Annotated in this window: 18 protein-coding genes; 11 read left to right on the forward strand and 7 right to left on the reverse strand. The window is 57.3% G+C overall.

What is annotated here, in order from left to right:
- Nucleotides 1–98 precede the first annotated feature (98 nt).
- The 3 genes from GRX76_RS06190 (at nt 99) to GRX76_RS06200 (ending at nt 4,741) form a co-directional block, all read left to right on the forward strand.
- Nucleotides 99–2,621, forward strand: a complete 2,523-nt coding sequence (locus GRX76_RS06190; RefSeq protein ID WP_160152512.1) for a TonB-dependent receptor — start codon at nt 99–101, stop codon at nt 2,619–2,621.
- A gap of 106 nt (nt 2,622–2,727) precedes the next feature.
- The gene (locus tag GRX76_RS06195) at nt 2,728–3,660 is read left to right on the forward strand and encodes a tyrosine-protein phosphatase (RefSeq protein ID WP_160152513.1); all 933 of its coding nucleotides are present in this window, start codon (nt 2,728–2,730) and stop codon (nt 3,658–3,660) included.
- 430 nt (nt 3,661–4,090) lie between these two features.
- Nucleotides 4,091–4,741, forward strand: coding sequence for a hypothetical protein (locus GRX76_RS06200; protein ID WP_160152514.1), 651 nt, complete (start codon nt 4,091–4,093; stop codon nt 4,739–4,741).
- A 69-nt stretch (nt 4,742–4,810) separates the two neighbouring features.
- On the opposite strand, the gene GRX76_RS06205 is transcribed toward GRX76_RS06200, so the two are convergent.
- Entirely contained in the window at nt 4,811–5,191 is a 381-nt protein-coding gene (locus GRX76_RS06205) for a hypothetical protein (RefSeq protein ID WP_236250573.1), read from the reverse strand.
- Between the two features lie 330 nt (nt 5,192–5,521).
- Here GRX76_RS06205 and GRX76_RS06210 point away from each other — a divergent pair, with 330 nt between their 5' ends.
- Nucleotides 5,522–6,649: an S-(hydroxymethyl)glutathione dehydrogenase/class III alcohol dehydrogenase gene (locus tag GRX76_RS06210; RefSeq protein WP_160152516.1), complete on the forward strand. Its 1,128-nt coding sequence runs from the start codon at nt 5,522–5,524 to the stop codon at nt 6,647–6,649.
- A 15-nt stretch (nt 6,650–6,664) separates the two neighbouring features.
- On the forward strand, nt 6,665–7,501 hold the full coding sequence (gene fghA / locus GRX76_RS06215; protein WP_201276975.1) for an S-formylglutathione hydrolase: 837 nt from the start codon (nt 6,665–6,667) through the stop codon (nt 7,499–7,501).
- 84 nt (nt 7,502–7,585) lie between these two features.
- Here the strand turns inward: fghA and GRX76_RS06220 are convergent, their stop codons facing one another.
- The 3 genes from GRX76_RS06220 to GRX76_RS06230 form a co-directional block, all read right to left on the reverse strand.
- A complete protein-coding gene (locus tag GRX76_RS06220; protein ID WP_236250574.1) occupies nt 7,586–8,443 on the reverse strand; it encodes an intradiol ring-cleavage dioxygenase in 858 nt (285 codons plus the stop codon).
- Between the two features lie 58 nt (nt 8,444–8,501).
- Nucleotides 8,502–8,978, reverse strand: a complete 477-nt coding sequence (locus tag GRX76_RS19160; protein WP_201276925.1) for a hypothetical protein — start codon at nt 8,976–8,978, stop codon at nt 8,502–8,504.
- A 128-nt stretch (nt 8,979–9,106) separates the two neighbouring features.
- Nucleotides 9,107–9,736: a hypothetical protein gene (locus GRX76_RS06230; protein ID WP_160152518.1), complete on the reverse strand. Its 630-nt coding sequence runs from the start codon at nt 9,734–9,736 to the stop codon at nt 9,107–9,109.
- A 537-nt stretch (nt 9,737–10,273) separates the two neighbouring features.
- Between GRX76_RS06230 and GRX76_RS06235 the strand changes: the two genes are divergently transcribed.
- On the forward strand, nt 10,274–13,441 hold the full coding sequence (locus tag GRX76_RS06235; RefSeq protein ID WP_160152519.1) for a TonB-dependent receptor: 3,168 nt from the start codon (nt 10,274–10,276) through the stop codon (nt 13,439–13,441).
- 101 nt (nt 13,442–13,542) lie between these two features.
- On the opposite strand, the gene GRX76_RS06240 is transcribed toward GRX76_RS06235, so the two are convergent.
- Genes GRX76_RS06240 through GRX76_RS06250 form a run of 3 tightly spaced genes read right to left on the reverse strand, consistent with a single transcriptional unit; the run spans nt 13,543 to nt 18,188 of the window.
- Entirely contained in the window at nt 13,543–14,409 is an 867-nt protein-coding gene (locus GRX76_RS06240; RefSeq protein ID WP_236250575.1) for an SMP-30/gluconolactonase/LRE family protein, read from the reverse strand.
- A 6-nt stretch (nt 14,410–14,415) separates the two neighbouring features.
- Nucleotides 14,416–16,941, reverse strand: a complete 2,526-nt coding sequence (locus GRX76_RS06245) for a beta-N-acetylhexosaminidase (RefSeq protein WP_160152520.1) — start codon at nt 16,939–16,941, stop codon at nt 14,416–14,418.
- Between the two features lie 35 nt (nt 16,942–16,976).
- Nucleotides 16,977–18,188, reverse strand: coding sequence for an amino acid deaminase (locus GRX76_RS06250; protein ID WP_160152521.1), 1,212 nt, complete (start codon nt 18,186–18,188; stop codon nt 16,977–16,979).
- Nucleotides 18,189–18,377: 189 nt separating this feature from the next.
- Here GRX76_RS06250 and GRX76_RS06255 point away from each other — a divergent pair, with 189 nt between their 5' ends.
- The 5 genes from GRX76_RS06255 (at nt 18,378) to GRX76_RS06275 (ending at nt 25,369) form a co-directional block, all read left to right on the forward strand.
- Nucleotides 18,378–19,244, forward strand: a complete 867-nt coding sequence (locus tag GRX76_RS06255) for a MurR/RpiR family transcriptional regulator (protein WP_160152522.1) — start codon at nt 18,378–18,380, stop codon at nt 19,242–19,244.
- A 34-nt stretch (nt 19,245–19,278) separates the two neighbouring features.
- Nucleotides 19,279–20,724: an amidohydrolase family protein gene (locus GRX76_RS06260; RefSeq protein WP_160152523.1), complete on the forward strand. Its 1,446-nt coding sequence runs from the start codon at nt 19,279–19,281 to the stop codon at nt 20,722–20,724.
- Between the two features lie 421 nt (nt 20,725–21,145).
- A complete protein-coding gene (locus tag GRX76_RS06265; protein WP_160152524.1) occupies nt 21,146–21,535 on the forward strand; it encodes a RidA family protein in 390 nt (129 codons plus the stop codon).
- Between the two features lie 64 nt (nt 21,536–21,599).
- On the forward strand, nt 21,600–23,033 hold the full coding sequence (locus GRX76_RS06270; protein ID WP_160152525.1) for a sodium:solute symporter family protein: 1,434 nt from the start codon (nt 21,600–21,602) through the stop codon (nt 23,031–23,033).
- A gap of 128 nt (nt 23,034–23,161) precedes the next feature.
- Nucleotides 23,162–25,369 (forward strand): S9 family peptidase, encoded by a 2,208-nt coding sequence (locus tag GRX76_RS06275; RefSeq protein ID WP_160152526.1) that lies wholly within the window; start codon nt 23,162–23,164, stop codon nt 25,367–25,369.
- The last annotated feature ends 69 nt before the right edge of the window (nt 25,370–25,438 follow it).

The raw sequence follows: 25,438 nt of genomic DNA on the forward strand, positions 1-25,438 counted from the left end.
ACACATCGGGCCTTGTAAGGACCTCGACAGGACCACGGTAGCAAACCACCCGAGCATCGATTTCTACACCGATACCGAACCGATTCGGAGCAAAACAAATGATCAATCTTGAGCGCAACAAACTGTCTCTGCTGATTTCTCTTTCCCTGACTGGTGCCGTGGCACCGGCCCTGGCCCAGGAAGCGGTAGACGCCGCGCAGCTGGAAGAAGTGAGCGTAATGGCACAGCCGATCCGCGATAGCCAGAAGGCCGCGATCGACGCCAAGCGCGATGCCGACAATACCGTCGACATCATTTCTGCCGACACCATCGGCCGCTTCCCTGACCAGAACCTGGCGGATTCCCTCGGCCGTGTACCGGGTCTGGCCATCGAGCGCGACCAGGGGCAGGCGCGTTACATCAACTTCCGCGGTGCACCTTTCCGCTACACCTCGCTCGCCATCGACGGCCTGAGTATCCCGGGTGCCGAAAACGGCCGGGTACCGCGTTTCGACAGCTTCCCGTCGGTGATTACCAGCCGCATCGATTCCAATAAGGCGATCATGGCGGATATGCCGGGCAGTGCGGTATCCGGGCACATCAACATCTCCACCTTTGACCCCTTCGTGAAAGAGGGCTGGGCCTTCTCCACCGACGTGGGCATGGGTAATCAGGAGCTGGGCGACGGCGATATCGAGAAGCTGGCCTTGCGCACTTCCTGGTCCAACGACAACTTTGGCTTTTCCCTGTTTACCTCCGAGAACAGTCGTGAGCAGACCACCGACAACCGCGAGTACGACATCGAGCGCACCGACAGCGGTGAGCTGTTGGTGAACGAGCTGGACTTTCGCAGCTACAAGGTCACCCGTGAAGACCGCGCCTACGGCGGCCGCTTCGAGTTTCGTGGTGACGGCGCGCTGGAGCGCGTATTCGTCAGCACCCTGTACAACGAATTCCAGGACTTCGAAGAGCGCAACCAGTACGTGTTCGACTTTGCTGGCGGTGCTGAAGCTGTTGGTGCCCCTCAGGCCGTTGGCGCTGCGGCTGAAAACCAGTTCGCGCTGGTGGGACGTTCACTGGAGTACGGCCTGTACGAAAACTCCACCTTCACCAATACCCTGGGTGCGGATTTCGCCCTGGGTGAATGGCATGTCGAGTCTCGCGTGAACTTCACCGAAACCGAAAACAACTTCTTCCTGCCGCTGCCGCGCAGTGCAGGTGGCTTCGCAATGGCGAGCTTTGATGTAACCGATTTGCTGGACCCGGCAGTAACCGGTCTGTTCGACCCGGTTGCCCAGGCGCCTATTGATATCAACGGTATCAATTACGCCGTTGACCTGGGTATGCTGATCGGTTCAGAAATGACCATCGATGCGACCAAATTCAAGCTGGACGCAGAGCGTGAACTGATGCTGTTCGGTCAGGACGCCGTGGTGAAAACCGGTTTCGAGCTGGACTCCCGCGAGGCGGATGGTTTTGGCATGGTGCTGTCATACGGCCTCTTCCCGCCTGACGTAACCATCAATGACTTCGCCACCAACGAAGCCTGGGACAGCCAGTTCAGCAACGGTATCGCCGGCGCTACCTACTACGACAACAAAGGGCTGCGCAAGGCGTGGGATGCTGCGGTAAGCGGCCTGACCCTGACCCCGAACGATTCCCAGGCCATCCGCCTGGAAGAGGACATCACCGCCGGTTACGCCATGGTGACCACGCACTATGACTGGGGCAATCTGGTGCTGGGCGCGCGGGTAGAGAATACCGATTACCTGAGCGAAGGCCCCACCGGCAACTTCGACGACAGCTTCACCAATGTGCTGCCCAGTGCGCACCTGAACGTTGACCTGGCGGAAGACGTAAAACTGCGCATGTCCGTGTCCACCGGTGTCAGTCGCCCGACCTACTCCGAATGGCGCGGCGATGACATGGTCGACTTTGTTCAGAGCAGCGTCACTGCGGGTAACCCGTCTCTGGAAGCCGAGGAGTCTGTGGGTGCGGACCTGTCCCTCGAGTGGTATGCGGGCGATGCCAGCCTGCTGAGTGCCGGTCTGTTCACCCGCAGCATCGACAATGTGATTTACGCACAGAGCGATGTGATCGCGGGCAGCGCCTACCTGCCGGAAGTGGGCGCCGACTACTGGGTTTACACCCAATTCGTCAACGGCAGCAACGGCAAGATGCGTGGTGCCGAGTTCAATGCCATTGCCCAGGCCGCCGATTTCCTGCCGGCACTGGAAGGCTTTGGTGTCAGCGCCAACCTGACCCTGCTGGACAGCGAGTTTGAAACCCTGGACGGCACTCGCCACAGCCTGCCGGGCACCTCTGAGAACATCTTTAATGCTTCGGTGTTCTACGAGATGGAAGGTTTCTCCTTTCGCCTGAACCACCAGTACCGTGACGACTGGCTCTCCACCACCGAGAACGTCGGCATGAACGATTACTGGGCCGAGCAGAAGCGTGTGGACCTGTCTGTGAGCTATGACCTGCCGATGGATGTATTCGGTGCGGGCGTCACTCTCTACGCCAACGCCAATAACCTGACCGACGAGCAGGACGTGCGCTACACCGGTGACGAGAGCAACCCGAACCAGGTGGAAAGCTACGGCCGCCGTTACCTGGCCGGCTTCCGGATGAATTTCTGATCCAACGAATGAACAACTGCCCGCGCTGCACTGATGCAGCGTGGGTCCGTTACGCAACTAATTTTTTACGCAAATAGTTTTTCGCAAATAATTTTACAGGTGCATCATGCAAAATAAATTCGTAACTAGCCTTCTCGCTGCTGCTATGGCGATGACCCTGGGCGGTTGTGCGGCTAATGACTCGCTGAACAGTAACGCCCTGAATGCCAGCGCCGAGCAGGCCAGCGTTCAATCCGGTGTTCAGTCGAGTGTCGAACAGACCCGCGTACTGCCGCTGGAAGGCGGACGCAATTTTCGCGATCTCGGTGGCTATGAAACCACCGACGGCAAAACCGTAAAGTGGGGCAAAATGTACCGCTCCGGGATACTGACCAACCTGACGGCGAAGGACTACGAGTATCTCAGCGATCGCAATATCAGCACTATTGTGGACTTTCGCTCAACCAAAGAGCGCACCAATGAGCCGGATAACTGGCGCGGCACCAGTGCGATCACCCTGGAGTGGGACTACGAGATGAACTGGGAACAGGATTTTGCCAAACTGTTCGCGCAGCCCGATTTTGACAAGCAGGACCTGGTCGAACTGATGGACAGGGGCTATGCAGACCTGGTTGTTCAGCAGACCCCAGCCTACCGCGCCATGTTCCAGAAACTGATCGAAAACGATGACGCGCTGCTGTTTCACTGCACAGCGGGCAAGGACCGCACCGGCATCGGCGCAGCGCTGATTCTGACCGCGCTGGGCGTTGATCGCGAGACGGTAAAACAGGACTACATGCTGTCCAACAAAACCCTGGCGGGCGTGAAAATGATGGAGTTGCCGGAAGACGCCAGCGAAAAGGAAAAGCGCATGTACGCCTTCTTCGCCGAGTTGCCCGAAGAGATTCGCGGGGCCATGTCGGGTGTTGAGCTCTCCTGGCTGGAAAGCGCCTTTGCCGAAATGGAGCGTCAATACGGTTCGGTTGAAGACTATATCGAAACCGCGCTGGACGTCGACAGCCAGGAACTGGCGTTGCTGAAGGCTCGCTATCTGCAGTAACAGGCTGCTCCGTTTTAATGGGCGGATATAACTTGCTCAGAGGCCGCCTGTGGCCTAGGATACTGCGCCGCGGAATATTCTGTATGCGGCGGGTGTTTCAGGTGATTGTGCGGTCTCTGTTGTTTTGGTCTTTCGGCTTGTTCAGTTAATCGACAAATTGAAGCGAAAGTAGCGGTAGAGTTCGAGTTTTTTCTGGAAGTGGCCCGTTGGTTGCAGGGGAATTCTGGTGCGCCCAGCTTGGGCACGGATCCACTCAATCAGGAGCTCCCGGGAGTTACAGCCCATGCCTGCCGATACCGACTATTCCCCACTAATTCTTCGATTCCCCTTAACCGGTCTTTTCCGTCGAGTCCGTCTAGTCCCACAAAGCCGACGATTTCGCCCGTTACTTGTCGCTGGGCTCGCCTGTCTTACATGGTCTTCGGCGACAATGGCCGTCGCTGCCGAGTCCGGGAATATCGCTGGCTGGCCGCTATTCGCCGACGGTGTCCCTGCCATTCACCTTGCGGTCGCGCCGATGGAAGTCACGGTCGAGGCGCCCACGCCGCTGACCGGAAACAACCTGCAATTACTGCTGGCCTTGTCGGGCAGCAATGGCGGTCTGGGGGAAATGAAAAACAAGGCGATGCAGGAATTTGCCCAGCACCTTGAGCAGCAGGTACAGCAGCGCTTCGGCGAATTTTTTGTCGATGAAAAGGTAAAGCTGGTGACACAGGGCGCGCCCTTGAGCTTGCATACCAAGTTCACGGTTGTCATTCGCCAGCGAATGAATGACATTTTTAACGGGGCGGATTACGACCTGGAAAAAGGCACCATGAATGCCTACGGCAATTTCCGCTACCAGTTGCTGGGGTTTGACCGGACCGGTAAAGAGGTTCCGCTCAAGCAGGGACGGGTGGATATCGCGGACCTGCGCCTGAAGGCCGACTATCGCACCCGTGCGCCAAAAGATGGCGGTGTGGTGGAAGACACTACCCGACAGGCGACCGAGCGATTGTTGGAAGAGATTGCCGAGGAAGTGCTGGATAAGGTGGAGGATGACCTTGAAGCGGGCTCTCTGCTGAAGCTGGCTCGTCTCTGAGCCAGCTTTCGTATTACAGGGTTACTATCCGGCTTTACTATCCAGCTTCATTCTAGTGACCACTACCGGTCAATTGAGTACCGGATGACCGCGGTACATTTTGCGGGGTGCAATGGTGGCCCCGCGACCATCGTGTAATGCCAGCTCCTCCCCGTAAATCATTTCGTAAATATTCTTTTTTCCCGGCTCGTGCAAAATTTTCTGGCCGCGATAAAGGCGTTCCGGTGGTTCGTCACCGGTCAGGAAGGGGCTGCCCTTGAGGGTCTCCAATTGGGCGATCAGCTTGCGGGTGTCGCTGTCGACGGTGCGGCTTTTTACCTGCGCCAGCTGCTGTTCAAAATCAAAGTCGGAAAAGCGCAGGTTCAAACCGAATTCGGCCTGCAGGCGCTTGCGGAGTTTGCGCAGGGAGTTGAGAGCCTGGGAGTTCATCAACCATTGGTGATCGTTCATCGTCATTGAGCCTTTGTTGTCTTTTTACCTCCTCTCGAGCAAATTGCGGGCCAAGTTTTAGGCGGCGCTACTATCTAGAGAAGGGAGGAGAAGGGAGGAGAAGGCAAGAGAAGGGAATAGAGGGGGCGAGGTGAAACCCGATGCGATGATGGTGATCGGATATTGGTAGCACCAGCAGTGTGCAAAAAAGCGCCGGACTGTGTGCCGGTGAGTCAAGATTGTGCCGGCAGAGACAGCGGACAGCCCCTGATCTGTTAAGCTAGTTGCCAGATTCGGCCGAGCCGACCAAGTAATCCGTGCGGATAAGTTTAGATAGAAAGAGGAATATTCATGTCTGCAGAGACCATCAAGTGTAAAGCCGCTGTGGCGTGGAAAGCGGGCGCGCCGCTGTCGATCGAGGAGGTCGAAGTGGCACCGCCGAAAAAGGGCGAAGTGCGGATCAAACTGTTGGCCACCGGCGTCTGTCATACCGATGCCTTTACCCTGTCTGGTGACGACCCCGAGGGCGTTTTCCCTGCCATTCTCGGCCATGAAGGCGGCGGTGTGGTGGAATCTGTGGGCGAGGGCGTCACCAGTGTCGCGGTGGGCGACCATGTTATCCCGCTGTATACCCCGGAATGCGGTGAGTGCAAATTCTGTCTGTCCGGCAAGACCAACCTCTGCCAGAAGATCCGTGCGACCCAGGGCCAGGGCCTGATGCCCGATGGCACCACGCGTTTTTCCATTAACGGCGAGCCCATCTACCACTACATGGGGACTTCGACCTTTTCCGAATACACGGTACTGCCTGAAATTTCCGTGGCCAAGGTGAACAAAAACGCCCCCCTGGAAGAAGTCTGTCTGCTGGGTTGTGGCGTCACCACGGGTCTGGGTGCGGTGGCGAATACGGCAAAAGTGGAAGAGGGCGCAACGGTCGCGGTATTTGGCCTCGGCGGTATCGGCCTGGCCACCATCATCGGTGCGCGCCTGGCCAAGGCCTCACGGATCATCGCGGTGGATATCAATGAAGGTAAATTCGAGCTGGCGAAAAAGCTCGGTGCCACCGACTGCATCAACCCGAAAAACTACGACAAGCCGATTCAGGAAGTGATCGTCGAACTGACCGACGGCGGTGTGGACTACTCCTTCGAGTGTATCGGCAATGTGAATGTCATGCGCTCGGCGCTGGAGTGTTGCCACAAGGGCTGGGGTGAGTCCGTCATTATCGGTGTTGCCGGCGCCGGCCAGGAAATCTCCACCCGTCCCTTCCAGCTGGTGACCGGTCGCGTGTGGCGCGGCACGGCGTTCGGTGGTGTGAAGGGACGTTCGCAGCTGCCGGATTATGTCGAGCGCTATCTCGCCGGCGAATTCCAGCTGGATGACTTTATTACCCACACTATGCCGCTGGAAAAGATCAACGAAGCGTTTGACCTGATGCACGAGGGTAAAAGTATCCGCAGCGTCATCCACTACCAGTAAGGTGCAGCAATGACCATGGAACTTGTTAGTAAAACCCACTGTTTCGATGGCACCCAGTGCCAGTATTCACATCGCTCCGAAGTACTGGATTGCGATATGCGTTTTTCCATTTTTCTGCCATCCCAGGCGGAAAAAGACCAACAGTTTCCGGTGCTTTACTGGCTCTCGGGCCTGACCTGCACCGATGAAAACTTTTCCCAGAAGGCCGGTGCCCAGCGCATGGCGGCGGAATTGGGCATTGTGTTGGTGATTCCGGATACCAGCCCGCGTGGTGACGATGTGGCAGACGATGCGGGATATGACCTGGGCAAGGGCGCGGGCTTTTATGTCAACGCCACCCAGACACCCTGGAAGCCGCACTACCGGATGTACGATTACATCGTCGATGAATTGCCGGCGCTGGTTGAGGAAAATTTCCCGGTCAGTCAACGCCGTGCAATTTCAGGGCACTCCATGGGTGGCCATGGTGCGTTGACCATCGCGTTGAAGAATCCGGAGCGCTTTACCTCGGTGTCTGCCTTCAGCCCCATCTGCAACCCCATTGCCTGCCCCTGGGGTGAGAAGGCCTTCGCGGCGTATCTCGGCGAAGATCGCGCGACCTGGGAGGAGCACGATGCCTCGGTATTGATTGGTCGCGCGGTAGAAAAACTGCCGATGCTGGTTTCTCAGGGGGAAGAAGATCAGTTCCTGGAACAGCAACTAAAACCCAATGCGCTTAAAGCGGCAGCGGAAGCGGCGGGATACCCGGTGAAGATCGAGTACCACGCAGGCTACGATCACAGCTATTTCTTTATCGCGTCATTTATCGAGCAGCACCTGCGCTTTCACGCAGATTATCTGTTGGCGCACTAATTCGATAGTGCGCACTCGTTTAATAAAAAGGCCGGTATATGCCGGCCTTTTTATTTTTACTCGTTTATTTCTGCTTCTTGATCGCTATACGGCGATACCCACCTGCAGAGTCGCGACATAGCCACTTTCAAGATCCCCGGTGACTTCTGCCAATTGGTAGCTAACGCCGTCACTGAACACATTGTCTGATGCGAAACTGCCCACCGAGCTGTTTTGCCCGTTGTCTGCGTAGAGTGTTGAGTCGTATACCGCCTCGGTGATTTCTTGCGGGAAAGCGATCTGCGAGGTGGCGGTCGCGGTGCTGCTGCTGAACAGGAAAACCTGGAAATGGATGTGGGTAATCCGCCCGCTATACCACCCGGGGTAAATGGTTTCGAACAGCGCCATACCGTCGCTGTCCACATCCTGAATGCCGCGGCAGTAAGTTGTTCCCCGTTCGTCTGCGCCCGGCTGCGAGTAGCCAGAGTAGCGCCCATCTTTATCGCAGTGCCAGACGTACACGCTGGCATTGGTAATCGGTGCGCAGCCGTTATTCACGTCGACCAGATTCAACACCAGTGTCAGCGGTACCCCGGTTTTGCCCTCGGTAATATCGGAGCGCACCATGGCGGAGTTGCTCAATACTGCGGTGAGCGGGTAGGGACCTTCGGTCTCTTGTGGAATCAGGGTGCAGGTACCAGAAGTGCCGCCAGAACTACTCCCCGAGGAACTGCTACCAGAAGAGGAGCTACTGGAAGATCCGCCAGAAGACGACCCTCCGGATGAACTGCCCGAATTGGCGTTGCCACCAGAAGAGCCGCCGCTATTGCACCCTGCGAGCAATGCCATGCTGGTCATGCCCATCGCAGACAACATCTGCCGACGATTCAGGGTTTTTGCGTCTACATCCCTGTCAGCATTTGTGCTGACTTCCTGTGGTGAATTTTCGATTTCTTTGCGCATTTTTCTTTGCCTTGTAATTTGGTTCTCGTTTTTTGCTGCACCTTTTGAACCGGCGCGCTTAACCGGCGCGGCATTCTCCCCGGATCTCGACGGAACCCTGCAGATTGCTCTTCTCGATCACAAACCAACCGTGGGGGCAGTATTGGGTGGTGGCGAGGACTTCTTCCAGACGTTCTCCTGCGGCTTTTTCCGGGTTTTCCCGCATCTTGCCATTCATACCGCCACCGCCGGGGCCGCCCCCCATTCCTCCGCCGGGACCGCCGCCCATACCTCCACCGGGACCACCGCCCATGCCACCACCACCGCCAGGGCCGCCACCGCCCGGACCACGTCTGCCGCCACCCATACCACCGCCGGGGCCGCCGCCCTCACCGCCGCCATTGATCGTGGCGGTATAGGTGAACATGCGGTTGCCCTGTTCGGTGATATTGGTGATGAAGGATTCGGAGAAAACCGGCGGTGCTTTTGGGGTGCTGGCACAGCCGGTAATGGTGGCGATGGCCGCAAAAGCGGCCGCGGTGTAGAGCGATTTCATGGTGACTCCAGTGTGTTGTAAGCACTATGAGACCACCACGGTGGTTAGGCGTTGAGTCCTGACGGGTAAAGATTGGTTAACGATTGTTAAGCCTGGAACTTGCCCCTGGAAATTGCCCCAGGAGCTTGTCAGTAACCCCAGGGTGTCGGCGGAAGTGCGACCGGCTTTGTCAGGTCGAACTGGACACGAAACTTGCGTCCATTAGGGCGTGTCAGCTCGTAAACAAAAGATTGTCCTGGATGGACCTCCATCGCCCAGGTGTTCTCCAGGGAGGCATTTAGCCCTTCGCGGGTAAAGGTCGAAATCGATTCCTGGTCCACAGGGAATTCCTGCCGGTTTTCGGTTCCCGCGGCCTGGGTATCCCCGCCGTACATAGTGACCGCATCCTCGCTGCCATCTTGGTGGCGGTGATCGTGTTTCAGGCGCAAACCCGATTTGGTGCGCGTGAGTATCCAGGTGCGGGAGTGATCCTCTCCCACATGAAAGGGGATGCGGATCTCACGGCTGGGTGCGTCGCAGCCCCGCACATGCATGACCAGCGGCTTGCCTGCAAAGGCATCCGGCTCCGGTGAGCGCGGTTCGTTGGCGGTAATCTGGCCGGCAAAGGCCTGGCCACAGTAGGCCGCAATCTGCGTCAGGAACTTGTCTGCTGGTACTGCCTTATCGGCAGAGGTGTCAGCGGAGATACCGGTAGCATCTGTGCCGCAGGCGGTCAGCAGTGTGCTGATCAACAGCGTACAGGTCAGCAGGGCGCTCATCCGGAGCGGGCTGGTCCGGAGTGGAGCAGACAGAGGCTTCGCGACCGCTGACTGGGGGGATGAGGGGAGGGGTATCATGGTGCTTTCCTGTGGCGCTTTTGTCCGATTGGGAAGCTAAAGGTAGTTTGGCGCGGTGCCCGGATCAATCCTGGTGGGCGGTGCCGCCGCGCCAGTCTGTGAAAATATCTAACATTTAATTTCATATTTGTTGAAAGTTATTTTCTCAGTTGGTATGTTTCTCTCATGCGCTGGTATCACCAGTCCATTCATGATGTTCACCTTGTATCGCTCGCAGTCGGGACTCCCACAGGTATTGCCGGTTTGGGGAGCTCCCGGAGCATTTTTTGCACTGTCTGTTTTTAGGAGCTGGGGTGTGGAAAACCAGGTACTGAATAGAGGTACTCAATACAGGTGTTGAATAGATACTGGGGCCGCGCGGGGCTTTGAGGATGCGACTATAAAGAGGGCACTGGGCAGGGATTGCCAGGGGTAGTGCCGTCATACCAATAAAAAGATATACACCACCGAGGGTTAGCCATGCCAAGGAAATTCAATCCCACGTTTAATCGAAAATTGCTGAGTGTCGCTGTGTGCGGTGCGGTTTACGGCCTGCTGCCAGGGCAGCTGGCAGCGCAGGAAGCAGAACAACTGGACGATGCACTGGTAGAAGAGGTTGTGGTCTACGGTGATATCCGCGCGACACTGCAGTCCGCACAGGCACTGAAACGCGACGGTGATACCGTGAAAGACGTGATCACCGCATCGGATATAGGTGCACTGCCAGACAAGTCTGTCACCGAGGCCCTGCAGCGGGTGCCCGGTGTCAGTATCGAGCGCTTCGCCGCCTCTGACGACCCCAACCACTACGCCGACGAAGGCACCGGTGTGCTGGTGCGCGGTCTCGATCGCGTGCGCAGTGAAATCAACGGTCGCGACTCTTTCAGCGCTACCCGCAGCGGCGGTCTCAACTTTGAAGATATTTCCCCGGAGCTGTTGGGTGCGGTGGAAGTGGTGAAGAACCAGACCGCAGACATGATCGCCGGGGGTATCGCCGGTACCGTAAACCTGATCACCCGCAAGCCGCTGGACAGCGGTGAGCGCATTATCGCCGGCACCGTGAAAACCAATTACGGCGACTTCCGCGAGGAAGCGACGCCCACCACCTCCGGTCTGTTCAGCGATGTGTGGGAAACCGATGCCGGTGATTTCGGTTTTCTGATTTCCGCTTCCCATTCCGAACTCGCTACCCGCGGTGATGGTATTGGTGTAGCCAACTTCTATTCCCGCGGCGATGCACACATCAACGTGCCGCCCTCCTGGGACCCCAATGCGATTGGTGGCACAGCGCCAAACTCCCCGCTGGAAGGTCCGCCCGCGTTTGCCGATCAGCCTGCTGGCTCCACTTACTATATTCCCGGGCAGTACTCCCTGCGCAGTGCCGAGAACGATCGCGAGCGCACCGGTTTCGCCACCTCCTTCCAATGGCAGTCTCCGGATGACAGCGTTATCACCACGCTGGAATACCTGCGTTCCGATGCCTCCCTGGTGTGGCAAGAAAATGTAATCGGCCCCCAGGCCCAGGGTTTTGCCCAGGGGCAGTGGTGGGATTCCCGTGTGCGCACCGACGTGTCGGAAGACATGATGCCCACCTGGGATGACAACAATATGTTCACCAGCGGTGTCATCAGCTTCGGCCCGGAAATGCCGATGCACCTGTCTTCCCGCTACAACGAAACCGAAACCTCGGTTGAAGATGTGTCCTTCAACATCAACTGGCAGGCCACCGACCGTTTGAATGTTGGCCTGGATATCCAGCGGGTGGACGCCACCGAGGAGATGATCAATAACGGCATCAACGCCCGCGCCCAGCACACAGTCTCCGATGTTTATCTGGATCTGCGCGGCAGTCGCCCGAGTATCGAGTTCCTGAGCGACCGTCTGTTCGAGCCGGACTACACGCCCAACTGGGATGGCATGCGCCCGGATGTACTGCTGGCCACCGCACTGGATACCGCCATCGACTCCGACGCCAGCATGAACGCGGTGAAACTGGATCTGGAATACGAACTGGGCGATGGCTGGGCGCGTACCCTGAGCGGTGGTGTCTACAGTTCCGACAAGGACCTCACCGTGCGCGACACCGAGTACTCCAACTGGGGTGCGGTCAACACGCCGTGGAACACTGCCCTTTCCATGAACGGCGATTACAATGCGATTGCCGGTGAGTTCGAGCGCCAGAGCTGGGGCGATTTCTATCAGGGCGGTATTCTCGACGGACGCGATGATTTCCTGTTTATCAAAATGGCGTCGGCTAAAGATTTCGCCAACTTTATGCGTCGTGCCTGTGATGCCGGGTTTAACACCGCGCCCTACGGTGAAACCAATCCGGGTGGCGCTTCCGAAGTGGGCCAGAGCAACCCCGAGTGTTACCAGGCGATGGTGGACATGGCCGGTCGCGTAGCCCCGGGCAGCCCCTTCGCCCCCCACGACATCACCTCCACCAATGAGAAACGCCAGGAAGCCTATGCGCGTTTCGACTTCGCCGATGACACGCTGGCGATGCCCTACCGCGGTAACTTTGGCCTGCGTTACGTGAATTACCAGCTGGAGTCCACCGGCTATGTGGTAATGCCCGCACTGGGTGGTGAGGGCGCCGAGTTCCTGAGTGAAAACCTGCAGGCGTTTGCCGACGGCCTCGGCGCGGTGAGCACGGTGGACGGTACCGACTACAGCACGGTACTGCCGAGCTTCAACGTAGCGGTGAATGTGCAGGAAGATGTGATTGTGCGTTTCGGTGCATCCCAGAGTCTCTACTTCCCGAACCTGCAGGACACCCGCAACTCACGTATCGTGACCCTGGAATATGAAGTACAGCGCGACGGTGAGGGCGGCCCGGTCACCGGTATTACGCCCGGCAGTGTGCAGATCAACGGCACTGCGCGTAACCCCTACCTTGAGCCGGAAGAGGCGCTCAACATTGACCTGACCACCGAGTGGTATTTCTCTGATACCGGCTCACTGGCGCTGGCCGTGTTCCGCAAGGATATCGACAACCTGTTCCGCGAGCGTCCCTTCCTGGCGGATGTGACCAACCCGCGCACGGGCGTAACCGAATCTGTTTCGTTTAACGGTCCGGCAAACGATGGCGAGGGTTCTATCCAGGGCTTCGAGATTTCCTACAGCCAGTTTTTCGATAATCTGCCGGGCGCCTGGAGTGGCTTGGGGGTGCAGATGAACTACACCTACATCGACCAGAATGATCTGAATGATCCGATGAGCGATGAGCAGCTGGGTGCGGTGCGCTTCGATACCACTGGCGAGCCGATTTACGATGGCCGCAACAGCTTCCGCGCCTTCACCAATCTGCCGTTGCCAGGCTACTCCGATGAGAGTTACAACATCGTGGGTATGTACGAGTATGCCGATCTATCGGTGCGTCTGGCGTATAACTGGCGCTCCGAATATCTGGTTACCCGCCGCGATTCCAATGAGTTCGCGCCGGTGTATGCGAAGGCGGCGGGCTTCCTCGACGGTTCCGCTTACTACGACATCACCGACAATATCCAGGTCGGTCTGGAGGCGAGCAATATCCTGAATACCGAGACACGCACCGAGCTGCAGTTGGATCAGGATGGCACCCGTACCGATTCTCTGAACTTTGTTACCGATCGCCGCTATGCCCTCGGCCTGCGCGCCCGGTTCTGATTCGGGAGCCGGCTAACTTACCGGCCTTCTGAACTGGAAAAGCCCACCTGCCAAAAGCGGGTGGGCTTTTTTTGTTTGGGTAGCGCCGCCACCCAACGACTTCAGCGCTCGACGGAAAACTGCTCTATAGCCCCGCGCTGCTGCATGGTTACGTACCCGGTGCCGCCATCCGTGCTCAGTGCAATATTGGTCGGGTGTTGTCCGCTCAGTTGAATGGTTGAAAGCACTTCGCCTGCCGGGGAAACCTTGAGAACTACACCGGCTCCGTATCGGGTGATATAGAGGTTCCCCTCCGCATCCGTCTGCATCCCGTCCATGCCGAAGTCATCAAATGCCATCAACTGCTGTTTATTGGCGAGGTCGCCATTGTCCAATACGTCGTACACCCAGACGCGGCGCTGCACACTTTCATTGAGGTACAGCTTCTTGCCATCCGGACTCAGCTCAATACCGTTGGTGGTGCCCATGTCTTTTTCCATCAGCGTAAATGTACCCTCTGGCGAGATTCGCCACAGCTGACCGCTGTTGTTCGCCCAATCAGGATCACTGGCATAAATGGTGCCACTGGCAGAGATGGCGATGTCGTTGGGCTGGTGCATCTGCGGGTTATGGAACTTGTGGATAACTTTTTTGCTGACAGGATCAATCTTCAACACATTGTGGCCGGTGTAATCCGCTACATACAGAAACCCGTCGTGAAAACGCAGGCTATTGCCGATGCTGCCTTCCGGCAGTTGCAGCCAGACTTCACCACTGTCTTTTGCCGTTACCCGGCCAATGGTGCCCTGGCGGGCAAAGTTCACTGCGTAAAGGCTGCCATCCGGGCCGACAACCGGGCCTTCCACGCCGCTGGTAAAGCTACCTTCCGGCATCCAGTCGGTGGTGTCACGTGTGCCGGAAGCGACCGCAGCGCTGGAAATTGCCAGTGCAAGTATCGAAGTGCCCAGTAAATTAGCCATCTTGTGCATTTGTCTTTATCTCTTAGCTATGTCTGCGTTGTTGCCTGAATATTGCAGGTTATCCATCAATCGCTCCAGCACGTAGACCGCCGGCAGCACCACTTCCCCGTGCATCCCTTTAAGGGCTTCTATCTGACGGCGAATATCAGCGGCCTCACTTTCGGAAAATGCCTGTTGGTCCATATAGCGACTGGCAATCGTGAAGGAAAGTTCCATCTGCTGCTGTACCCGTTCGGCGAGCAACTGGACATCCGCCGGCAGTCGTTCGCGCTGTTTGAGCAGGGCTTCGGCAGCGACGCCAGCGCGCCACAGGGGGATCAGCCCGGAGTGCAGGCGCGCGCGGTTTACCTCTACAGCGGGATTGGCCGGCAGGTAATCCAGGAGCTGGCGGAATTCGCGCAGGGCTATACTTTCCGCTGGCAGGCTGTCGGCAAAGCGGTTTAGCGGATCGCGACGGGAGTAGCTTTCGTTGGCCGACTTTTCATGATGGCGGTGATAGTAGTGCGCCGGCTCCAGGACCGCAGAAAAATCCAGGGCCTCGGATTGCAGCTTGTCTGGAAAGAGCGTTTGCAGCGCCACTTTCTGCTGGGACTTGTTCTGCAGGCCGACGGCGGTTTCCGCCCAATGATCGATTTCTGTCAGGCGTTGGTAGAGAAAATCCTCATCCTGAAGTTCTTTCCCGGACCACAGGCGCTCTGCCACGGCAAAAGCCCGCGGCCACAGGCGCAGGTCGATGTTGTGCTCATCGATCATTTCTGCCCAGAGTGCCACTTCGCCGCCGAGGATATTGTTCTGCTGCTCGTCGCTTAATCGTGGTTCCCCAGAGCCCAGGTAGCCGGGTTCACTTTCGAGGCTGCTGCTGCGAAACAGCTCGCCGCTGGGGTGGTAGGACGTATTGCCTACCAGGAAGTCACCGCTCAGGGACTTGTCTTGCAGCAGAAGGCGCGCGCGCAGCGGCCCCATCCAAGTATCCAGTTTGAAGGTGGTGTAGGGGCCCGTGCGCTCGATATTGTGTAACCGCTGTATCGCCTTGCCTTCGAATTTGATATGGCCACGCAGCTTGCCATCCGTGGACTCCACGATGGTAAAGGTACCCGTCAGTGCGCTGCCCCGTTTGCGCGGTGCGCTGAAATACCAGGACTGCCACAGCTCATTGTTTTTGATCTGGTTGAATGTTCGCTGTTTGGGAAGAATGTGATTGCGGTAGTGATAGCTGCTGTACTGGGGCTGGTCCAGGTAGAAACCGGTGGAGAGAATACCGTAGTGGCCGGCGCGGGCGATTTCCTTGAGGGCGTCGGGACCGCGCCAGGATTGCACCGCGGCGGTCTGCGCCAGACCCGGGTGCAGGATTTCATCCCAACCGATCATTTTGCGGTTTAGCCCTGCAAGGATTTGTGCCAGCCGGCTGTTGAAATAGTTGTGCAAGGCGTGGCTGTCCTGCAATTGTTCTGCCTGCATAAACTGTTGGATTTCCGGGTTGCTTTCCCAGTGCTCCGGGTCAACCTCGTCGCCACCGATATGCACATATTCAAACGGGAACAGCGCGACGACTTCCCCGAGAATTTTTTGCGCAAAGGTATAGACCTCCGGGTTGGCCGGGTTCAGCAGCGGTTTGTGTACACCCCAGCGATCTTCCGGCGTATAGCGACCGGGCGCGGACATGAGTTCCGGGTAAGCGACAGCAATGGCACTGGTGTGGCCGGGCATATCGATTTCCGGTACCACCACAATACCGTGTGCCGCGGCGTAGGCGACGATGTCGCGCACCTGTTCGTGGGTGTAAAAGTTTCCGCCGGGGGCTGTTTCGTGCAGTTTCGGGTAGGCGTGACTCTGCAGGCGCCAGCCCTGGTCGTCAGTAAGGTGCCAGTGGAATACATTCAGCTTGGCTGCGGCCATGCCGTCGAGTTGCCGTTTAATGGTCTCTACAGAAAAAAAGTGTCGCACCGAGTCCAGCATCAGGCCGCGCCAGCGAAAACGTGGCTGATCTTCGATCTGGATGCCGGGTAGCATTTCGTATCCGGCGGTGAATCCACTTTTATCGCTACCGATATATTGCGACAGGGTTTGCAGACCGCGCAGCAACCCGATTTCCGTGTGTGCACTGAGCTGTACTTTATTTGCGGTTACCTGCAGGCGATAAAACTCCCGGTTTACATGGAGTGCCTGAAGGGTGTTTTCATCTGCATAGTCAGGAGACGTAAGGACAAGTTCGATCCGGCTCCCGACATCACTGTCAGGAATCTCCGCACAGGGTCTGGCAACAGCCAGCTGGATATTCTGCTGCCGCTGCAGACGTTCGCGAAATCGTTCACTGGCCGCACTCAAGCGCTTTGACGCAGCCGTCGGCAGACAGAGTTTGCTGCGGTCGTCTAAGCGCATTGGGGCAGTGGGTTGGACGTCGACCTGATGGGGGTAGGGCATCATCGCCGGTAGTCGCGCGTCGTACTCTGAGTATTCCGAGGATTTAGCACTGGCGAAAGGCGACAGTATCAGAGTGACCGCCGCGGTCAGTGTGAGTATGTTGGGTCTTCTATTGCCCATGGCTTTTCTCATTATTCTGTTATCTGAGTCCAGCATCAGAAAAAAGTGTCCACGCTTTCCAGCAGGTTATAGTCATCGTCGATGACCTGTATCTGCCGCCACTTGTCGAAGGTAAGGCAGGGGTGCGAGGTGGAGAGAGCGATGATATCCCCAACCTGCAAATCGCAATTTGCGGGAGTCCGCATCATCGCGTGCTGGTCCATGATCGCGCTCAGTGTCCACTGCGGGTCCGCGTTTTGTGGCACTGTGTCCCGCCCGGGACGAAAATGCAGTTCTGGTTTTGGCAGTCCCGCATCAAAGGCCGCATCCCGTTTGCCGAAGGCGAGAATCGCCATGCCGGCTTCGGGAATGGACTGTACATAGGCCCAGATTTCCAGGCTCGACTGCAGGTCGTCCGATGGGCTACAACGCTTATCCTCTTCCAGTCGCTGCATAACAGCGGCCTGGGCGTCTGCATAGATACCGCGGTCGTGGATCAGGTAGCAGCCGGGGCGGATCAGCGGCACCAGGCGCGGCTCGTTATGATCGGCAAATACCGCGGTTACCAGATCGTACCAGGCGGAACCCGCGCCGCTCAGGATCACCTGCTGGGTGTCGAAGCGGTTTTCCGCGAGCAGGGCGAGGCAAAGCTCGCGGGTACTGATCAGGTGTTCGCGCACGCGATCCTCCACCGTGTTGCCACTGGCGTCGCGGCCGTGAATCAATCCCTCATAGGTTTCAATCCCGGCTAGCTGCAGTTGTGGCCAGTTGGCGATTTCGTCACACACGATGCGGGCCTGCTGTGCATTTCGGCAGCCGGTGCGGCCACCGGGTACGCCGAATTCCAGCAAGAGCTTCAGCGGCTGTTGCTGCTCGGAGAAGTAGCACCCGAGCTGACGCGCATTTTCTGCGGAATCCACCAAACAGAAAAATTCCAGCTCGGGAAAGTCCCGCTGGAGTTTTGCTATCTCGGCGAAGCTCTGTTTTCCCACCAGCTGATTGGCCATCAGTATCCGGGAAATACCGGCTTCTGCGGCGACCCGGCACTGGGCGGGATTGGCCAGGGTCATACCCCAGGCACCGGCCTGCTGCTGCAGCTTGAAAAAGGCGGGGACCATGGTGGTTTTGCCGTGGGGCGCGAGTCCAACTTCCCGTTCATCGGCGAAGCGCTGCATCCAGTTGAGGTTGTGCATCAGTCGCGAGCGGTAGATCACGGCAGCGGGCAGGGCTATCTCTTCCCGCAATAAATTGGGTGTGTGTGTGTGCATCAAATCCTGTCCCTGCTGTTCTTCACTAGTCTTCGTTATTGGTCTTGGTAGAAAATACCACAAATTCAAATCAAGTGTTGAAAGTAACAAACACGATACCTATACTGGCCCGACTTACGTACCATCAATATCCGAACCGCCCGGCGGCGGTTGTCCTCCAGAAGCAGTCGCAAAACAGGATAAGTCATCGTGAGTCACGAACCGGATATTGTGTCGAAAATAAATGGCCACTACGGCCAGCTGCGGGATGCAGAACAGAAGATCGCCCGTCTGGTGGTCGACGATATCAGCTTCGCCGCCCACGCCAGTATCAGCGAGCTGGCGGACAAGGCCGGGGTCAGCGAGGCCACCATTACCCGCTTTGCCAAAGCGGTGGGTTGCAAAAATGTGCGCGACCTGAAACTGCGCCTGGCCCAGGCGCTGGCCGTGGGTCAGCGCTTTTACACCGAAGTAAAGACAGAGCCCGGAGCCAACTACGGGGTTTACGATGAAATTAAAGCGGCGCTGGATCACAACGCGCGGCTGATTACCGAAGCGGTCATCGAACCGGCCGTGACGTCCCTGGTGGGGGCGCGGCAGATTCTGATTTTTGGTGTGGGTGGTGGTTCCACCGTGATGGCGCAGGAATGCCAGCACCGTTTTTTCCGCCTCGGATTTGCCGCTACCGCTTATTCCGATCCCATGCTGATGCGCATGGCGGCCTCGACTATTGATAGCAGCGATGTGGTGCTGTGCCTCTCCCTGGGCGGTTACAGTCCGGATGTTCAGGAGGCGGCAGAGATTGCCCGGGAATACGGTGCGACCATTGTGGGTGTAACCGTTGCGGATTCTCCCCTGGCGAAAGTGCTGCATCACCTGGTGCCAATGGAACCATTGGAGACCGATTACATTTTCAAGCCCAGCGCCTCACGTTACGTCATGTTGGCGGCGATCGATGTGCTGGCCACGGAGCTGGCCGTAAAACAGAAGCGCAAAAGTCGCGAGGCATTGCGCCGGCTCAAACACACACTGGATAGCCACAAGCACGGCGAAGATCGCCTGCCTCTGGGGGACTGACCAGCACCGCAGATTTTGGCGCACAGGACAGTGGATGACTTTCGATACGGTAATTCGCAATGCCCAGGTGATCGATGGCAGTGGTGCCGCAGCGGTTTGCGCAGACCTTGCCATCAGCGGAGGTAATATCGAGCGAATTACCGCTGTGGCGCATGGTGGCATTCGCGAATCCGGGTGGGAAGAAGTGGATGCTACGGGTCTCTGTCTGGCGCCGGGGTTTATCGATGTACACACCCACGACGACCTGGAGGTTATCCACAACCCCAAAGTGCCGGCCAAGATCAGCCAGGGAGTGACCACCGTCATTGTGGGTAACTGCGGTATCAGTGCCAGCCCGGTCACCCTGAAGAGCGATCCCCCAGATCCGCTCAACCTGCTCGGTGGGCGCGAACGCTTCTCCTACCCCAGGTTTTCCGATTACGCCCACGCCGTACAAAAGGCGCGCCCGAATATCAATGTGGCCGCACTGGTCGGCCATACCTCCCTCCGCAACAACCATATGCCAGACCTGCAGCGCTCGGCCTCGGCGGACGAACTCGCAGCCATGCGCCTGCAATTGCGCGAGGCGCTACAGCAGGGCGCCATCGGGCTCAGTTCTGGCCTCGCTTACGGCAGCGCAAAATGCGCGGAGACCGCGGAAGTGTTGGAAATGGTTGCCGAGTTGGCGGCGCAGGGCGGGGTCTACACCACCCATTTGCGCACCGAGTTTGACCGCATTCTTGAGGCCATTGATGAGGCGTTGATGACGGCCGGTGAGCATCGTGTGCCGCTGATTATTTCCCACCTGAAATGCGCGGGCCGCGGCAACTGGGGCCGCAGTAGTGAAGTGCTGGAAAAACTGGACCTGGCGGCGCCACACCAGAAACTGGCCTGCGACTGCTACCCCTACACCGCCAGCTCCAGCACCCTGGATCTTGCGCAGGTGAACGACGATATCGAGATTTTTATTACCTGGTCTGAGACATTTCCGGAGCAGGGTGGGCGGCGTTTGGCGGATATTGCTCGGGATTGGAATCTTTCCAATTACGCGGCGGCAGAGAAGTTGCAGCCGGCGGGTGCGGTATACCACTGTATGAGTGACGCGGATGTACAGAATATTCTGGCCCACCCGTTGACGATGGTGGGCTCGGATGGTCTGCCCAATGACCCGCATCCGCACCCGCGCTTGTGGGGAGCTTTTCCGCGCGTGCTTGCCCATTACGGACGGGACCTGAAGCTGTTCGACTTAGCCACGGCGGTGCACAAAATGACCGGGCTTTCCGCGACCAATTTTGGTTTGGCGAACCGGGGTTTTATCCGCGAGGGCTATTGTGCGGATCTGGTGTTGTTTGATTACGCGCGGCTGGAATCCATGGCCGACTATTCGCAACCGCAATTGCCTACGCGGGGAATTCGGCGGGTCTGGGTGAATGGGGTTTGTAGCTATTCCGATGGTGACGTTCTCGACAGCCGCAGCGGTTCTTTTTTGTTTCGTACCTGATTTTTAGTGTGTTGGTGCTCTGTTCTCCTACGGTGGCGGCGGAGCACCGGGTAAAGCTTTTCGGGACCGCTGTGAACCCATCCCTGGGCGCTGCGGCGCAAACATCCTGTTTGCGACGCTCCCGAAAAGCTTTACCCGGCACTCCACCTTAATATCGGGCAGATTGACTTCGAATAGAGAGAGTGGCTTTTTCAACAGTCTATTCGTCGACCTGAAGGCGCAATTTTTTCTTACGAAGTGGTAAAGCCAGAATGGAAGGAAGAGCGTCGGGCAAGGCTTTTCGAAAGCGTGAGCGACAGGGACGTCGCTCACGCAGCGTACAGGGATGTATTCACAGCGGTTTCGAAAAGCCTTGCCCGATGATCTTCCGCCACCAAACCAAAATCAAAGCGCACCACCAAACCAACGACAGGGTAGTAACATGATTCAGAGATTCGGCGTCGAAGGCGGTACAGGTACCGGGGGTCAACACCTGCCATTTTCCAGTGCAGTGGAAGCCGGTGGCTTTCTTTATGTATCGGGCCAGACCCCAATGCGCGATGGCGAAGTGGTGGAGGGCGGTATTGTCGAGCAGTCGCAACTGGCGATCGACAATTGCTTTGCGATCATGGACAAGGCGGGCTACGGCGTTCAGGACGTGGTGCACGTAACCGTTATTTTGACCGATGCGCGATACTTTCAATCCTTCAATAAAGTCTTCAAAGAAAATTTCGGGGACAACCCGCCCGCGCGCATCTGTTCCGTGTGTGATCTGGTAGTGGACTGCAGGGTGGAAGTTGGCATAGTTTGTTACCGAGATCCGGCAAAATAAACGCTATGCCTGAAACAAGAACATAAACTTAAAAAAACGCGTTCAAAAAGAATAAATTCCCAATATGAATGCAGACTATTTCCTCGCCGCGTTTGGCCTCTATATCGTATTCCTGATTGCCATCGGTTGGTTTGTCAGTCGTCGCCAGAAAAGTGGTGACGACTTTTTACTGGCCGGTCGCAGTCTGCCCATCTTCCTCACCGTAGGCACCACCGTGGCCACCATGGTCGGCACCGGCTCTTCCATGGGCGCGGTGGGGTTTGGCTATGGCCACGGTTGGGGCGGAGCGCTTTACGGTGTTGGCGGTGCGGTGGGTATCCTGCTGCTGGGAATCCTGTTTGCGCCGGTGCGCGCACAGCGCTTCTCCACCATGAGCGAAGAGCTGGCGTCCTATGTGGGAGACCATCCGCTGGTCAAAAAAGTCGTTGCCCTGTTGATCTTTATTGCCTGCCTGGGCTGGCTGGGTGCACATATTCTCGGTGGCAGCCTGTATCTGGCCTGGATTGCGGGTATCGACCTGCAGCTGGCCAAACTGCTGGTGGCCCTGGGCTTCGCCGTTTTTGTGGTGATCGGCGGTTACCACGCGGTAGTGTGGACCGATACCCTGCAGGCGCTGGTACTGTTTACCGGTTTTCTACTGATGGCCGGGTTTGCACTGCACCAGGTAGGCGGCTGGGAGGCAATGCTGGCGGCGCAGCCGGCATCGCACCGCAATCCACTGGCTGCAGGCTCCATCGGTCTTCTGCCCTCCATATCCCTGGCGGTCGTCATCGCGGTGGGGGTTCTGGCAACCCCTTCCTTTCGCCAGCGGATCTATTCCGCACGCAGTGTGGCTTCGGTGCGCCGCTCCTTTTTTATTTCCGGCTCCCTGTATCTGGGTTTTTCCCTGGTGCCGGCGATCATCGGTATGTGCGCCTATGTACTGAGCCCCGAGCTGGATAACCGCAACTATGCGTTTCCCTTTCTCGCCATCGAGGTACTGCCGCTCACCATCGGTTTGATTGTGCTGCTCGCGGGGCTCTCCGCCACTATGTCCAGTGCCAGCTCGGACGCCATTGCCGGGGTGTCGATCCTGGTGCGGGACTTTTCCCGCAACCCTGACCGCACCCCTGCGCAGCCGGAAACGGAAGCGTCTGACTCCATCCGTCGATCGCGTATCGGGTTGGTGCTGGTGATCGGCGCGGCACTGGGGCTGGCGATGTTGTCGGATGACCTGATCGGCTACATCGGCAAGATGATTTCCACCGTGATGGCCGGGCTGTTCGTCTGCGGCATGCTGGGGCGTTTCTGGCCCCGGTACACCTGGCAGGGGGCCCTGGCCTCATTGCTGGCGGGGGCGATGGCTTCGATACTGGTGATGGTTACCGCGAATGAATATTGGGGTAACCCCATATTGCCTGCGGTATTTGCCGCGCTGGTCGCGGGGGTACTGGTGAGCCTGGCTACCGGTGCACCACTCGCGGTTCACGAATCGGACCCGGAGTTCGACGCGGGCTGAGGTCGCATCGCCGCAAATTCTGGCACTGAATACCCCCTCGCTCTATTATCTCCCGATTGACTCGGGGGAGCTGTACTGCAGTTTCCGATACAAATTCAATAAATACGTTTATAAATACGAGAGACTGCATGAAACGGAAACTGTTTTTCCTGTTGGCCTGCACTTTTGCCGGGCATTCTTCTGCTGAACAGCTCACTATCGATAGATTGTTCTCTGACCCCGCATTGAGCGGTACCAGCCCGCGGGCGCTGCAATATTCGCCGGACGGCAGCCGCGTCACCTTCCTCAAGGGGCGAGAAGAAGATTACAACCGCTACGACCTGTGGGAATACAGCGTGAACGACGGGGAAACCCGTATGCTGGTCAACTCCGACAAGCTGCACAGCGGCGAAGAAAAACTTTCCGACGAAGAGAAGGCCCGCCGCGAGCGCCAGCGTATTTTCGGCAGCGGTATCATGGAATACAGCTGGTCCAAAGACGGCAAGTCCCTGCTGTTCCCCCTCGCAGGCGATGTGTTCTTCTACGACGTGGCCAAAGCCAAATCCAAACGCCTGACCGAAACCGAAGCCTTCGAGACCGATGTGCGGGTTTCCCCCAAAGGCCATTTCGTTTCGTTTATCCGCGACCAGAATATTTTTGTGGTGGACCTGAATACCGGTAAAGAGCGTCAGCTCACCACCGATGGCAAGGGCCCGATCAAAAACGGTATGGCGGAATTTGTGGCCCAGGAAGAAATGGGACGCATGACCGGCTACTGGTGGTCGCCGGATGAAAAACGCATTGCATTCCTGCAGGTGGACGAGAGCCCGGTTGATGAAGTAACCCGCAGCGAAATTTATGCGGACCGCATCGACATGATCCAGCAGCGCTACCCTGCGGCTGGACGCCCCAATGTCAAAATCAAACTGGGTGTACTGGACATCGCCAGCGGCAAAACCCAGTGGCTGGATCTCGGCAAAAACCAGGACATTTATATTCCACGGGTAAAATGGGCGCGGGACAACCTGCTGTCCTATCAATGGCAGAACCGCAGCCAGCAGAAACTGGAACTGCGTTTTGTGGATATCCCCAGTGGCAAAACCCGTACCGCGCTGACCGAAACCAGCGATACCTGGGTTAACCTGTTCCACGACCTGCGTTTCCTGAAAGACAGCGACCGCTTTATCTGGGCGTCGGAAAAAGACGGTTTCAAACACCTGTACCTGTACGACTTCAGTGGCAAGCAGCTGGCACAACTCACCCGGGGCGACTGGGCGATCGACCAGGTTGAGGCGGTGGATGAAAAATCCGGCAAGGTTTATTTCACCGGCCGCAAAGACACGCCGCTGGAGCGTCACCTGTATGTGACCAACCTCGATGGAAAAGCGGAAGCCGCGAAAATTTCCAGCCGCTCCGGTATGCACAGCATTGCCTTTGCGGATGATGCATCCGGTTATATTGATCGTTACTCCAATCCGACCACGCCAACCCAGGTCAGCCTGCACGATATTGATGGCAAGCGCATTACCTGGCTGCAAGAAAACAAGGTTGAGAAAGGGCACCCGCTGTACCCGTATATGAGTGACTGGATCACTCCAGAGTTTGGTGAGATCAAGGCGCCGGAAGGCCACACCCTGTATTACCGCATGTACAAGCCGGCGGGCTTCGATCCGAAGAAATCCTACCCGGTAATGGTATTCCTGTACGGCGGCCCGCACGCGCAGCTGGTCACCAATAGCTGGGACAGACCGTTCAACCAGTTCATGGCCCAACAGGGTTATGTGGTCTTCACCCTGGATAACCGCGGCTCAGCCAATCGCGGTAAAAAGTTTGAAGATCCCATCTTCCAGAAAATGGGTAGTGTAGAGGTGGATGACCAGGTCACCGGGGTGAAATTCCTGCGCAACCTGCCGTTTGTTGATCCGGAGCGTATTGGTGTTTACGGCCACAGCTACGGTGGCTATATGGCGCTGATGACCATGTTCAAAGCGGGAGATTACTTCAAGGCGGGCATCTCCGGTGCACCGGTAACCGGCTGGGAGCTGTACGACACCCATTACACCGAGCGCTATATGGGCAACCCGAACCAGGTGCCGAAAGCTTACGAGGCATCGTCGGTATTCCCCTATGCCAAGGACCTGAAAGGCCCTCTGCTGATCTATCATGGAATGGCGGATGACAATGTGCTGTTCACCAATACCACCAAGCTGGTGAAGCAGCTGCAGGACAATGGCCAGCAGTTTGAGTTGATGACCTACCCGGGCAAAAAGCACAGTATGCGCGGCAAGGAAACCGGAAAGCACTGGCATCAGATGATGAAGGACTTTTTTGATCGTACGCTGAAAGCGACGGACTGAGTTCGCCAGGTCAGATTGAAATAAGTTGGAATACGTTGAAATAAAAAGGGGCTTCCACTGGAAGCCCCT

It is taken from the genome of Microbulbifer sp. ALW1 (assembly GCF_009903625.1).
Lineage (GTDB): Bacteria > Pseudomonadota > Gammaproteobacteria > Pseudomonadales > Cellvibrionaceae > Microbulbifer.

What these genes read in the sequence shown, in the direction of transcription:
- GRX76_RS06190 (WP_160152512.1), top strand. Translation starts at nt 99, where the DNA reads ATGATCAATCTTGAGCGCAACAAACTGTCTCTGCTGATTTCTCTTTCC.
- GRX76_RS06195 (WP_160152513.1), top strand. Translation starts at nt 2,728, where the DNA reads ATGCAAAATAAATTCGTAACTAGCCTTCTCGCTGCTGCTATGGCGATG.
- GRX76_RS06200 (WP_160152514.1), top strand. Translation starts at nt 4,091, where the DNA reads ATGGCCGTCGCTGCCGAGTCCGGGAATATCGCTGGCTGGCCGCTATTC.
- GRX76_RS06205 (WP_236250573.1), bottom strand. Translation starts at nt 5,191, where the DNA reads ATGAACGATCACCAATGGTTGATGAACTCCCAGGCTCTCAACTCCCTG.
- GRX76_RS06210 (WP_160152516.1), top strand. Translation starts at nt 5,522, where the DNA reads ATGTCTGCAGAGACCATCAAGTGTAAAGCCGCTGTGGCGTGGAAAGCG.
- fghA (WP_201276975.1), top strand. Translation starts at nt 6,665, where the DNA reads ATGGAACTTGTTAGTAAAACCCACTGTTTCGATGGCACCCAGTGCCAG.
- GRX76_RS06220 (WP_236250574.1), bottom strand. Translation starts at nt 8,443, where the DNA reads ATGCGCAAAGAAATCGAAAATTCACCACAGGAAGTCAGCACAAATGCT.
- GRX76_RS19160 (WP_201276925.1), bottom strand. Translation starts at nt 8,978, where the DNA reads ATGAAATCGCTCTACACCGCGGCCGCTTTTGCGGCCATCGCCACCATT.
- GRX76_RS06230 (WP_160152518.1), bottom strand. Translation starts at nt 9,736, where the DNA reads ATGAGCGCCCTGCTGACCTGTACGCTGTTGATCAGCACACTGCTGACC.
- GRX76_RS06235 (WP_160152519.1), top strand. Translation starts at nt 10,274, where the DNA reads ATGCCAAGGAAATTCAATCCCACGTTTAATCGAAAATTGCTGAGTGTC.
- GRX76_RS06240 (WP_236250575.1), bottom strand. Translation starts at nt 14,409, where the DNA reads ATGCACAAGATGGCTAATTTACTGGGCACTTCGATACTTGCACTGGCA.
- GRX76_RS06245 (WP_160152520.1), bottom strand. Translation starts at nt 16,941, where the DNA reads ATGGGCAATAGAAGACCCAACATACTCACACTGACCGCGGCGGTCACT.
- GRX76_RS06250 (WP_160152521.1), bottom strand. Translation starts at nt 18,188, where the DNA reads ATGCACACACACACACCCAATTTATTGCGGGAAGAGATAGCCCTGCCC.
- GRX76_RS06260 (WP_160152523.1), top strand. Translation starts at nt 19,279, where the DNA reads ATGACTTTCGATACGGTAATTCGCAATGCCCAGGTGATCGATGGCAGT.
- GRX76_RS06265 (WP_160152524.1), top strand. Translation starts at nt 21,146, where the DNA reads ATGATTCAGAGATTCGGCGTCGAAGGCGGTACAGGTACCGGGGGTCAA.
- GRX76_RS06270 (WP_160152525.1), top strand. Translation starts at nt 21,600, where the DNA reads ATGAATGCAGACTATTTCCTCGCCGCGTTTGGCCTCTATATCGTATTC.
- GRX76_RS06275 (WP_160152526.1), top strand. Translation starts at nt 23,162, where the DNA reads ATGAAACGGAAACTGTTTTTCCTGTTGGCCTGCACTTTTGCCGGGCAT.